Origin of the sequence: Paenibacillus sp. HW567, from assembly GCF_000374185.1 — a bacterium.
In the GTDB taxonomy this organism is placed as follows: Bacteria; Bacillota; Bacilli; order Paenibacillales; family Paenibacillaceae; genus Paenibacillus_AQ.
In genome coordinates, this window is sequence record NZ_KB910518.1 from 4,472,975 (window position 1) to 4,485,706 (window position 12,732).

At 53.6% G+C, this 12,732-nt stretch carries 10 protein-coding genes; all 10 read right to left on the bottom strand.

Features of this window, described 5'->3' with window-relative positions; all coding sequences use genetic code 11:
- Nucleotides 1-214: 214 nt before the first annotated feature.
- Nucleotides 215-1,171, bottom strand: a complete 957-nt coding sequence (locus tag B212_RS0119770; RefSeq protein WP_019912756.1) for a 3'-5' exoribonuclease YhaM family protein — start codon at nt 1,169-1,171, stop codon at nt 215-217.
- Nucleotides 1,172-1,386: 215 nt separating this feature from the next.
- Complete coding sequence (locus B212_RS0119775) at nt 1,387-3,678, bottom strand: FMN-binding protein (protein WP_019912757.1); 2,292 nt, start codon at nt 3,676-3,678, stop codon at nt 1,387-1,389.
- Nucleotides 3,679-4,322: 644 nt separating this feature from the next.
- Nucleotides 4,323-4,775 carry an IDEAL domain-containing protein gene (locus tag B212_RS0119785; protein ID WP_019912759.1) on the bottom strand — a complete coding sequence of 151 codons (453 nt, stop codon included), beginning with the start codon at nt 4,773-4,775 and terminating at the stop codon, nt 4,323-4,325.
- Between the two features lie 309 nt (nt 4,776-5,084).
- Entirely contained in the window at nt 5,085-6,890 is a 1,806-nt protein-coding gene (locus B212_RS0119790) for an adenine deaminase C-terminal domain-containing protein (RefSeq protein WP_019912761.1), read from the bottom strand.
- A 40-nt stretch (nt 6,891-6,930) separates the two neighbouring features.
- A complete protein-coding gene (locus B212_RS0119795) occupies nt 6,931-8,160 on the bottom strand; it encodes a pyridoxal-phosphate-dependent aminotransferase family protein (protein ID WP_019912763.1) in 1,230 nt (409 codons plus the stop codon).
- Between the two features lie 22 nt (nt 8,161-8,182).
- The gene (locus B212_RS0119800) at nt 8,183-9,448 is read right to left on the bottom strand and encodes a Zn-dependent hydrolase (protein WP_019912764.1); all 1,266 of its coding nucleotides are present in this window, start codon (nt 9,446-9,448) and stop codon (nt 8,183-8,185) included.
- A complete protein-coding gene (locus B212_RS0119805; RefSeq protein ID WP_019912765.1) occupies nt 9,445-10,839 on the bottom strand; it encodes an allantoinase in 1,395 nt (464 codons plus the stop codon). Before B212_RS0119805 ends, B212_RS0119800 begins: the two co-directional genes overlap by 4 nt.
- A gap of 38 nt (nt 10,840-10,877) precedes the next feature.
- Nucleotides 10,878-11,216, bottom strand: a complete 339-nt coding sequence (gene uraH / locus B212_RS0119810) for a hydroxyisourate hydrolase (RefSeq protein ID WP_019912766.1) — start codon at nt 11,214-11,216, stop codon at nt 10,878-10,880.
- On the bottom strand, nt 11,213-11,743 hold the full coding sequence (gene uraD / locus B212_RS0119815; RefSeq protein WP_019912767.1) for a 2-oxo-4-hydroxy-4-carboxy-5-ureidoimidazoline decarboxylase: 531 nt from the start codon (nt 11,741-11,743) through the stop codon (nt 11,213-11,215). Before uraD ends, uraH begins: the two co-directional genes overlap by 4 nt.
- A gap of 35 nt (nt 11,744-11,778) precedes the next feature.
- Nucleotides 11,779-12,708: an ABC transporter permease gene (locus tag B212_RS0119820; RefSeq protein WP_019912769.1), complete on the bottom strand. Its 930-nt coding sequence runs from the start codon at nt 12,706-12,708 to the stop codon at nt 11,779-11,781.
- Between the last annotated feature and the right edge of the window lie 24 nt (nt 12,709-12,732).

A 12,732-nucleotide genomic window follows, 5' to 3' on the forward strand; every position in this document is an offset into this window, starting at 1 on the left:
ATCGTTAGTTTGTATAAAGAGATTTGAAAACACTTTCAAATCATCTTCAAACAGATTATATGTCAAAGGTTTGACTTATGTCAATCCTTTGACATATAAATCGCAGCGTTATTTCTTTGAGCCGTTAAGACAGATAATAAATATAGCCACCTGCTCAAAGCAGGTGGCTGTTAACATGAATATCTGCGCCTGAAATCCGTGATAAGCCGATACCTTAAATCTTCAACCGGTATACCGCCTTGTTCTCCAGCCCCCGGATGAACGGCGTCCATTCCTCCGTCTCAGGTGTCGTATCAAGCGCATCCTCCACCATCTGCAGCTTGGCATCCATCGTATCAATATGGTGCAGGGCTACCGCTTCCGCCGTCTGCGGCTGGACGGGACTGCCCCACTCACCCAAGTTATGATGGGACAGTACCAGATGCTGCAGGGCGAGCACCTTTTCCGACTCCAAATCTATGCCGCAGCGGATCGCCGCCTCCGTAATCCAGTTCGAAGCCATAGAGATGTGGCCGATCAGCTTGCCCTGCACACTATAGTCCGACACAATGCCAAACTGGGAGATCATCTCCTCCGGCTTGGCGATATCATGCAGAATAATGCCCGCCTTCATGAGATCGGGATTCAGGAACGGACGCTGCTTGCAGAGAAAGTCGCCGATTTCCAGCATCCGCACCATATGATAAGCAAGTCCGGCAAAATAGGCATGATGATGGGTTTTCGCCGCCGGATAATGCATTAATTTCTCCTCCACCTTGCCCACGCAAAACGAAACGATCGCCGCAATTTCCTGATCCGCAATGCTGCCCATAGCCGCCTTAATCGTATAGATAAGATCAACCGGACGAATCGGAGCGGAACGGATGAAATCGGTAAGTGAAATGCCGTCCGCTTCATTCGTCAACCTAATCTTGGTAATCTTGACCTGCAATTTCTCACGGTAGGTATGCGCAATGCCGCGTACCTTGACCAGTGCCATCGGAAAAAAGGTTTCTTTATCGGTCGTGCTGGCATCCCAATATTTAGCAGAGATTTGGCCGCTGGAATCACCCAGAACAATATCAAAATAATCCTTCGGAGGAGTACCGTTTGTTTGTTTGATTGCCAGCTCCCGTAACAGGTAAAAGCCGACAAATTCATCCTGCGGAGATAGCTGTTTAATTAGTGTCATTTTGGAGCCTCCCATTACTAGCAGACCTAAACCTGCTGTGTATATGTAACTTTAGACATTCACCTCCGAAATCCCTTTAAAATAACTATACAATTACTATACGATTGCCGGAGCTATTTATGTCCCATCTTACCAGACGCCGTATTGCTTAACGAAAAAAGGGTCATCCCCAGCCATTCGCATGGCCAGAGACAACCCTTCATTGCTTGGGAAAACTATTTGCCGGCTGTTTCAAGCGCAGCTTTGATCGCTTCTACCACCTTGGCGGAGACAGCTTTCTCATCATCGTTCGCACCGAATGCAGCCGGACGGTATCCGTATTTGTGCAGACCGGAGCCGGACGAGGTCGTCTCAATTTCCGCTTTTACAGCTTTTTCAGCATCGGTCAATTGATTAAGTCCCTTTACTTTACCTGCATAATCCAGGAAGTAGAGAACCATATCCACAGGAATACCATTTTTCACATAAACCATAACGTTTACCGACTTGTCAGTGCTTACGCCGATGAAAATTCCGTCAAAGTAAGCAGCTTTGTTAGCTTCTACAACTTCAGCTTTTCCATAGGCTCTATCAACAGCCGTTTTCAATGCTTTGCTGCTGTTGGTCGCGCCGGAAATAGCATCTACTTCCTGTACACCTTCTCTGGTACCTGCGGCAAGGAAGCTGGAAGTTAATTGCGGAATCGCTTTTTGCACTTCAGCGTAAGCGCCTTTGCCGAGGTCTTCCATATTCATGCCCACACGGCTCAGAGCAACATTAACAATTTTGCCGTTGCGCAGAGTAACTTCAGCTTTGTTCGTTCCTTTGTCATAAGCGTCACCGTAAGCAGTGAAGGTACCGTCTTTATAAGCACCTTGCACTTTGGAAGCATTGGCCAAAGCGTCAATCAGGGCTGCTTTTGCTGCTGCGGACAAGGTTTCTTGACCGTTTACATAATCCATGTCTACGCCTTTAGCCAGCATTGAAGCTGTAAGCTGGCCCGCCAGTGTTTTTTGTTCAGGGGTCAGCTTATCGTCAGCAATCAGTTTGCCGTCTGTTCCGAAGAAGCTCAATTTAACTCCCGTTACTTCGTCTGCCGCAACATCAACCAGCAGGAAAATCTTAGAGGCATTATCCACTCCGGCAAATCTGCCGTCGAAGTATTGGCCTTCAGCCGGAACCTTCAGCGCTTTCTCGAAGGCTCTTTCTACAGCCTGGTTCCAGCCGTGGCTGCTTTCGGTTGCTCCGGAAATTCCGTCTACCTTCTCATTATAATTAGCGATATAAGAACCGTTAGCAAGCAATTTAGCAGTCATTGGAGCATTGGCCTTAACCACCTCAGCATAAGCGGTTGCGCCTCTGTCGATCAGGTTGGTGCCCAGTCTGTACAGCTTCACGTCAACCAGCTTGCCGTTGCGGATGATTACATCAGCTCTTTCAACGCCTACACTTCTTGCAGTACCGTAGGAAGAGTAGAATCCGTCAGTGTAAGCGGAAGTGTTGTTGATGGTGGCATTTTGTTCCGCATCCCAGAAAGCGTTGATCGCAGCCTTGGAATCGGCCTCATAGCCGGCTACCGGCTGTGCGGAAGAACCTTGTGCAAGCAGTACAGGTGTAATTGCCGCAATGGCTGCAGCCTGTTCTGGAGTGTAGGCTTTCTCATCCACGAAATCTCCGGCTGCAGTAAGCGGATACAGCTTAACCGCAGTAAGCTTGTTCGCATCGTAGCTGGCGAATACTGCATATTTGCCTTCCGGATCAACACCCATATGATCGCCAGGGAAATAAGTCGCATCTGCCGGCTTCACTTCCAGCGATCTTTCGAACGCTCTGTCCACCGAAAGCTTCCAGCCGTTGCTTGAGCGGGTTGCGCCGGAAACCGCATCTACCGCTGCTGCGCCGTCTCTTGTTTTGCCGAGCAGTCTTTCTTTCATCAATCCGTAAGCTGCCCAAACGCCGCTGTAATTGTCGCGGGCATTTTTGTCAATAATCTTCGGACTGGTTCTCATAAGCTCAATATCTGCAATCTTTCCATCCTTGATGGTTACTTTAGCGCCTTCAGTACCTTTGGAGTAAGCATTGCCGTAAGCTACATATACTCCATCCTGGTACACAGCTTCTTTGACCGTTACCGGTTTTTCTGTAGCAACCGGTTTGGCTGTTGCAACCGGCTTAGCTGTGTTAGCAGGCTTTGCAGTAGCTTTAGCCGTTGCCGCCGGTTTCGCAGTGGTTTTTGGCGTTGCGGCCGGTTTGGCTGTTGCTTTTGGCGTTGCTACCGGTTTCGCTGTCGGCTTCGGTGTGGCTGCCGGTTTGGCTGTCGGTTTTGCTGTTGGCTTCGGTTTTTCCGTTGCTTTTGGCGTTGGCTTCGGTTTTGGCGTTGCGGCCGGTTTGGCTGGCGCTGCCGGTGCTTCTTCGGAAGCTGCCGAAACTGCATCTACCTTCAAGTTCAAAGCTGGTGCATTAATCGTGTACACGAATGGTGCGAGCAGCAAGGCTGCACTGACAGTCAAAGAAATTAGTTTTTTCACTGCGTATTCTCCTTTACCTTATCCCCAGTAGTATGTAGCCCTTTATAACGATTCATTGCTATGCTCATCTCTCATCCCTTCTTACGAAGAACATCATGTCTCTTCATAAGAGGTCATCCCCCCTTTCCCATTCCTCCGCGACCCATCCCGTGTACGAAAAATTGCATCCAATTATATGTTTTTGTAAAAGGTGAAACAATTCACATAATAAGGTGAATAAATTCACATAAAAGGATTCAAGTCTGCTAGTGGTAATTTGTGGCTTGATGGTATCAAATTTATCCTTACCTTCTCTGTATACAAAATCACATACCCTATAAGAAACATCACTATTCGGCAATTAACACAAAAAATACATTGCTTTTACCTCTCAGATTCTCCCATTTGCTCCGTCTTATGAAAACAATGTGATATCTTTTACTGCGGTTTTGAACCCCGATGTGATATTTTGAAACGATGTCATGCTTATAGTAAATAAGCTTTACGATGCCGAACCAGCCGCTAAATTGAATGCCTCTCCTGCCTAATTGCGCGAAAGGGGCACCCGCTTCGGCCCGCAAGCCGCTTAAGCACCACACCGGATTTGTTAGAGCAAATTGTAAACGAAAATGCCCACGGCTGGATCTATGCTTTAACCCCGCAGCTCACACCGTCAACTGCTTGTATTTGGCCGTCAGTTCCTCGAACCATTGCTTATCCTGCATGGCAAGCGCGAGATCAATTAATTCAGCAATCTCTTCTTGCTGCAATTCCGGCGTATCATTGAAGCTGACCTCCGCGGAAGCCACCGCCTCGCCATTCGCCCCGTCCGAGAAATCGTATGAGAATCTAAGCTTGATGTCACTCTCCAAAAACTCATTCCGCAGGAAGTACAGCACCTCACACATCAGAACCGGACGCACATGATTATCGAACGAGCATTCCATCACCTTGGCCCAATAATGCTGATTGCTGAGATGCAGCTTATCATTCGTCAAGAGATATTGCTCCCCCTGAAAATCGTTGACAAATCTCAGTTCAACCGGCTTCATTTTAAAAATACTCGCAATTTGCTTCATGGTGATATTCACGATGTCCTGTGTATCTAATTTCAACATCTCATCCACCCCGTTCCTTGTATTTGGGCTTTCTGTAACTTTTCTGCAAAATCATGATATGACAACAATTTAAACTAATTTAAAATTATTATCGTCCATTCTGTATGGATTGTTAATGCTTTTTGTTAAAATTTAATAAACCATGTTTCTAAATGTGATGAAATGGTTAATTAAATTCCCGAAATTCAAAAAGACCTCTATTTGAGCTGTTGTCGAGGGATACATCCTCTCCAAAAGCAATAGAGGTCGGGCAAAATTAGCTTATCGAAACGCATCGAAACTCTTCTTCATTCATTCCCAAAACGCGCTTTATACAAAAAGGGACACCAGTTGAATTCCCTCTTCGGGCGAAATGCGCACCAGGCCTTTATCGGATATCCGCAGTGTAGGGATTACCGCCAAAGCCAGCAGGGACAAGGTCATAAATGCATAATTCAGCGTGCAGCCCGCATCATACAGCGCTGTGCTGATGGCTGCGGACTGGGCCGCTGCAATTTCGAACGGCTCAGCGGACATCAGTCCGGCAATCGCCAGCGGGAACAACGTGGTTCCACCGGCTGTAATCACAGCCACGCCTCCCTGTGCTTGCGCAACCGCTCCGGCTGCTTCGGCCATCAGGGCATCGTCATTGCCGATCACCAATACATTGTGGCTGTCATGGGCAACGGTCATGGCGATCGCCGCCGGCTCATGGAAGCCGATTCCTGCTACAACACCCACTGATTTGTTTCCAGTCCCTTTATGACGTTCAAATACCGCTATCTTGCATAATCCATTGTCCACCTGCAGCTTGCCATCCGTTACAGGCAGCTTCATGATCAGCTCCCCGGTCTCCACATGGTTCTCAATTACCTTGATGACCCGGGTGGAGAGACTGCCCGATTCAATCGGGGCATGGATTACAAAATCCTCCGCCACAGGAAGCTGCGGCAGATGAACAGAGGCCAGCACTTCATCGGGATAGGTATACGCTTGGAGCTCAGCGGTCATTCTGCCATTCTCGGCCACCACAACACCTGACGCTATAGTCATAACTACATGAACATCCGCCAGATTTCCATCCAGCAAAATAATATCGGCACACGAGCCGGGTGTAATTGAGCCGATATCGCGGGCAACCCCGAAGCGCTCAGCGGTATTGATGGTCGCCATCTGGAAGGCGGTAACCGGCTTTACCCCTTGCGAAATTGCATGGCGCACCACAAAGTCCATATGACCCTCGTCACGGAGCGATTCCGAGCTGCGGTCGTCGGTCACAAGCAGCATCCGGCGCGGGTCCAGCCCATGCTCCGTATGCGCGGTGATCGTCTTCGCCACATCGTGCCAGGCGGAGCCGCGGCGCATTTTGGCATACATGCCCAGACGGACGCGCTCGATCACATCCTCGGCTGTAACACATTCATGGTCCCCGGTTACGCCCGCAGCCGCATATACCGGAAGCCGCCAGTCACCCGCCGGCCAGGTGAAATGACCATCCACGTATCGTCCCGCCCGCAGTGTCGCCTGAATCTCGCCGAGCATTTTCTCGTCGCCATAGACTACACCGGGGAAGTTCATCACTTCGCCCAAGGCGATAACATCCGCGCCCCAGGTATAGGCTTCCGCCACTTCTTCCGGTCCAATCGAAGCCCCGGTCGTCTCAAATTCCGCACCGGCCGAAGGGACGCAGGAAGCCACCTGCATGTATGCAGCCAGCGGGGTTCCGCGCATTTCATCCAGCATCAGCCTGATGCCCTTCAGCCCGAAGACGTTAGCGATTTCGTGCGCATCGAAGAAGCCCCCGGTAGTCCCCAGCGGCAGCACTGCACGGGCAAATTCCGTCACGGTAAGCTGCGTGCTCTCGATATGGCAATGTCCGTCCAGCAGTCCCGGAGCGATATATCTCCCGGCTGCATCAATGACCTGTGTGTGCTGGCCGATCATATGCGAGACGTCTTTGCCAACGTAGGCAATCCGGCCTCCCTGCACCGCGACAGACATCCCCTCTAATATTTCGCCGGAGCAGACATTGACCAGCTTGCCTCCAGTGATGACCAAGGTAGCCGGCTTATCGCCACGGGCTGTAGCCACAAGCTCAGGCACACAATCCGCGAGCGGTTTTCTTTGATAAGACATGACTTCCATTCCTCCCCGCTTAGCTCATAATCAGCCGATATTACACCTTCGGCTCATATACGTCAAGCGCTGCCTGAACACCAAGCCCGCACGGAACCGGATAGCCGTGGCGCAGCAGCGCGGCCTCCAGGGCTCCAAGCAGACGCAGCACATTATTCTCACGGCAACTGAAGCCCATCGTGCCAATGCGCCAGATCAGGCCTTTGAGAGGGCCGAAGGAGCTGGCAATCTCAATGCCGAAGCGGCTGAGCAGCATCGCCCGCACCGACTCGCCATCCACGCCCTCGGGAATGAGCACACAGGTTACGACAGTCAGCTTGCTCTCAGGATCTCCATACAGCGTGAGGCCCATCGCCGTAAGTCCAGCCACGAGTGCTTTTTCGTGCAGAGCATGTCTGGCGTACCGCGCCTCAAGCCCCTCCTCCAGCGCCAGACGCAGGCCCTCGCGCAGCGCATAGAGCATGGAGGTCATCTCTGTATGATGGTTCAGCCGCTGCGGACTCCAATAATCCTGCAGCATGCCGAGGTCGAAGTAATTGCTGCGCACTACCGGCAGCTCGCTGTGCTGATCGCCGCCGGTACGCAGTCCGCGCTCGACCTGCTTGCGCCTCAGCAGCTTGGCTTCGGCGCGTTCATTGTACGTCACCGGCGCCATGCCTGACGGTACTGAGAGGCATTTCTGCGTGCCGCCGATTACGGCGTCCAGCATCCAGGCATCCGTCTCCACCGGCACGCCGCCGATGGTCGCCACTGCATCTACAATCAGCAGCGCATCATGCTCGCGGCAAGCCCGGCCAATCTCCGCCAGCGGCTGCACACGGCCCGTGGAGGTTTCGCCGTGGACCATTGCTACTACATCGGGCTTATAGCTCTCGATAGCCGCAATGACTTCCCCCGGTGTGAATACGCTGCCCCAGGCTTGCTCAAGGGTAAATACCTCAGCGCCGCAGCGTTCAGCAATCTCATGCAGCAAATGGCCGAACCGGCCGAAGATCGGAATAAGCACCCGGTCGCCCGGCGCTATAAGACTGGTCATCACCGCTTCGATACCGGAGCGTGAGGTGCCGTCAACCGGATATGCCCACTTATTGCCGGTAGCGAACAGCTCGCGCAGCATCTCCATCGTTTCATTCATAATATCGGTAAATTCGGGATCGAACTGTCCCAGTATCGGAAAAGACATCGCCCGCAGCACACGCGGATCGGCCTCCACCGGTCCAGGGGTCATAATGCACCGCAAGGACGGCGACAAATCTTCGTACCGCTTCATGATCATCTCTCCCTCTATATGTTCAGCTCTCCTCGTAGGCAAGCTTATATAATAATGCCGTCAAAACATCCAGTCCCGCCGCCAGCTCCTCTGGCGAAGAATATTCCTCCGGCGAATGGCTGATCCCTGCCCGGCTGGGCACAAAAATCATCGCAGCAGGACATTTCGGCGCGAACAGTTGGGCATCATGCCCCGCTCCGCTTACCATGCTCCGCCAGGTTTTTCCCTGTTCCAGGCAAATTTGTTCAAGGACTCCGCAGAGTTCCTTGTCCATAGGTGCCGGAGCTGTAGCTAACGTCTGTTTAACCTCCAGCGCAAGCCCGCGCCCCGCCGCAATCTCTGCGAACCCGGTCATAATTCCGGTGCAAAAGCTTTCTAGCTGCTCCGCTTCACTATGGCGGATATCCAGCGTGAACAACACTTCGCCCGGGATCACATTCGGTGTGCCCGGAATTACCTCAAGCCTGCCAGTTGTCGCTACCAGCGGATCTCCCGCCTTCACAGCCGACCGCTCCAATGCAAGCAGCATTTCCGCCGCACCGGCAAGGGCATCCCGGCGCAGTCCCATCGGCGTTGTTCCGGCATGATTGGCGGTTCCGCTGACCTTGACAGTATACCGCCTTTGACCCACGATAGCCTGCACTACCCCGATTTGCTGTGCCGACTGCTCCAGAATAATTCCCTGCTCTATATGAAGCTCAACATACATGCCGATGTCATTTCTCAAAGAAGTATTCACATTGGCAGCAGCATCAGGCCTATCGCTGCCCAGGCCACAAGCCTGCATCGCCGCCATAAGCGTAACGCCCTCAGCATCGGCAACGGATTCCGCGCCGCTTCCGTCATAGAGGCCCGTCACATGGCCCGAGCCCCAGAATGTCAACGGGAAACGGCTACCCTCCTCCTCGCAGAAGGCGGCAACCTCCACTGTCCGCAACGGGGGACCGAACGTCTGCTGCAAAGCATGCAGCGCGGTCATGGCGGCAGCTACCCCGTAAGCTCCGTCATATTTGCCGCCGTTCACAACGGTATCCATATGCGAGCCGGTTAGAATCACTTTATCCCTGTGTAAAGATCCGTTCAGCCGCCCGAACACGTTGCCGACAGAATCAGTATAGACCTCCAGCCCGCACCCGGCCATTCTCTCCTGCAGAAATTGCTGCGCCGAGCTCCACTCCGGCGTGTACAGCAGCCGGGTAACCCCCGGCCCCGGGGCGCTGAATGCCGCCAATTCCTCCAGCAGCGCCAGCATTTCACGGGCCGGGGCCTTTAGAAGCGGCGGGGTCATAGGGCGGGCTGCTCACGATAAATCCGCAGCCACTCGCCCCCGTCCGCTGAAATCACGCCTTGTTCGGCAGTGTATACTATATTCCCCCGGCAGATCGTAGCCGTTACCTTGCAGGATAAGGTCATCCCGACATACGGGCTAATTTTGTGACGGTAGAGCAGATCCTCCGCAGACAATGTATAGTTCGCAGCAGGATTCAGCAGCACCAAATCGGCATCAAGCCCAAGCGCGATGGAGCCTTTGCGGTGATCCAGCCCGAAACGCCTCGCGGGAAGCTCCGACAGCAGGGCCGAGATTTGCGTAACCGGCAAACCACGCACATGCACGCCTTCATGGAACATCAGCTCCAGACTGCTCTGCGCCCCGGAAATCCCGCCCCAGGCTTCAAAAAATGACAGGCCCGGGGCGAGCTTAAGCTCCGGCGGACAGGGGGAATGGTCTGAGGCGATGAGATCAATTTTGCCTTCGGCCAGCACCTTCCACAGCTTCTCCTGTTCCTCCGGGCTACGCAGCGGCGGCGCGCATTTGGCGACTGGTCCAAGCTGTTCCATGTTACCCTCATTAAGCATCAGATAATGCGGACAGGTTTCCGCCGTCACATCCAGACCGCGCAGCTTGGCTGCATGGATCAGTTCAATCGCGGCGGAGGTGCTGATATGCACGAAATGCAGGCGGCAGCCGGTTCGTTCACTGTACAGCAGCGCCCGGGCTACGGCCTCCAGCTCCGCCTGCGCCGGACGGGAAGCGGCGAAATCCCGCGCACCCGTCCTGCCGCTGCGGACGGCATCCGCCGCTAATACCGCTGTAATCTCCTCGCTCTCCGCATGCAGGGCGAGAATACCGCCGAGCGCGGCGATTTTTTGCATCCCCAGATACAGCGTCTCATCGTCCACTTCCCGGAAGCGACCTTCCCCTTCGCCTCCGGGATTGGAGATAAAAGCCTTGAAGCCGGTCACTCCGGCCGCCGCCAGCTCCTCCAAATCCTCCAGATTGCCGGGAACCAGCCCGCCCCACAGCACATAATCCACTGCCGAGTTCCCCGAGGCGGCTTCTGCCTTCAGCCCAAGCGCAGCCTTGTTCACTGTGGGCGGATTCCCGTTCAGCGGCATATCCGCATAACAGGTGCAGCCGCCTGCCGCAAGCGCAGCCGAACCGCTGCGGAAGCCTTCCCAATGGCCGAACGCCGGCTCATTGAAGTGGACATGCATATCAATCATGCCGGGCAGCACATATTGCCCTTTGGCATCAATCACTGTGGTCGCCTCACCAGCCGGAAGGTTTTCAGCCAGCGCGGCGATCTTGCCATTCTTCACTCCAATATCCAGTTTGCGCACTTCACCGGGCAGCACTACATCCCCATTTTTGATGATAAGTTCATATGTTTCCTTCATAAATAGGTCACCTCCGGTCACTTGTGCTCTTGCTTTGGTCAACTGCCCCGGTACGTACTGTATCCCCCTGGAGCTACAAGCAGCGGAATATGGTAATGGTCATCTGAGCTTGTAATATTGAAGCGAATCGGAATTTGTTCGAATACCGGCATGCTGCCGCGAAAATAATCTCCGGCCATGAACAGCAGCTCGTAGCAGCCGGGCACAAGCTCCGGCCCTTCCAGCAGCGGCGCGTCCAGCCGCCCGTCACTGTTCGTCGAAGCTTCGCACAGCAGCTTGCCTTCCCCGGCCTCAAGGCTCCAGAGCTGCAGCTTCATCCCTGCGGCCGGCAGTCCCCGGGACAGGTCAAGCACATGGGTAGTCAGCCGCCCGCTCATGCTTCCGCACTCTTTTCAATGATCAGATCATTAAGCCGGAAGCCGGTGATTGTGCCGATCTCCGCAAGCGCCTGCTCCCATTCGTCCTGTAGCGTACGATTCACACGTTCTTCGATAGCCGCAATAATATCATCCTTGTTTTTGCCCCGTACAGCCAAGATAAAAGGAAAACCAAATTTCTCTGTATACGCAACGTTCAGCTCCGTCAACCGTGTGAACTCCTCTGGCGTCAGCCGGTCCAGCCCGGCCCCCTGCTGCTCCACCGCCGACAGCGGACTGACCTGCAGCCTTGTTGCCAAATCGGGGTGTGCTCGCAGCAGTTCTTCAACCCGGCTGTGGCCGGCACTTCGCGCCGCTTCGAGCATCACGGTATGCAATTGCTGAACAGAATGGAAGGGGAGTTGCCCGTAAGCCATCTCCGCCACCCAAGGGGAATGTTCAAAGATTCCTCCGAGTTTCGCCACAAATTCATCTCTGCTCATGCTGTTAATCTCTTCAAGGGTCAAAACTGAAGCCGGTGTTGTCATCCTCTTCCCCTCTTTCTGTCATTCTTTTGAACTCTTTAGAACCGCTGCTCGCGGATATAAGGCGTCCCCAGCGCTTCCGGCGTGCCGGAAGGCTTGTTGCGGTTGCGGTAACCAAGGTACATGAGCACCAGGATCGTTACAACATACGGAATCATTTTCAGGAAATAAGACGGAATTACACTGCCGAGCAATTGGATGCGGAAGCCCAGCGAGTCCAGCGCTCCGAAGAAATAGGCGCAGAATAAAGCGCGCAGCGGATTCCATCTGGCGAAAATGACCAGACCGACAGCAATCCAGCCCCGGCCCGCCGTAAGCCCTTCATTCCAGGTCGGCGCGTAGGCCAGCACCATATCGGCACCTGCAAGACCGATCAATGCAGCACCGGCGGTGACATAGCTGTAGCGGATGAGCTGCACCCGGATACCCATAACATCGGCTGTGGCCGGACTGTCGCCAACCGCCCGCAAATGCAGGCCCCAGGAGGTATAGTGAATCAGCAAATGCAATACAAGCACCAGCAGCAGGCTGAACCAGGTCAAATAATCCATTCTGCCAAAAATATCGCCGAGCACCGGGATCGACTTCACCCAGCCCAGATCAAGCTTTGGCGAAGTGCCCGGCAGCGGAATACCGCTGATCGACTTGCCAAGATATGCGCTGAGGCCGCTGCCGAACAGGGTCATCGCTAGTCCCGACATCGTCTGGTTCGCCCGCAGTGTGACACAGAGGAAGGAGTGAACCATCCCAAGCACAGCGGTGACGGCAATGGCCGCAAGCAGGGCCAGCAGCAGATTGCCGCTGCGGATGTAGACGATACAGGTTGTGACTGCACCCATCAGCATCAGCCCCTCCGAGCCAAGCTGGATAATGCCGGCCCGTTCATTCAATATGCCTCCAAGTGTCGCCAGCAAAAGCGGCGTTCCGGCGGAAATGGCGGCTATCAATAATTGTGTTGTGAAATCCATAGGTTTACTCCCTTCTATAAGAGG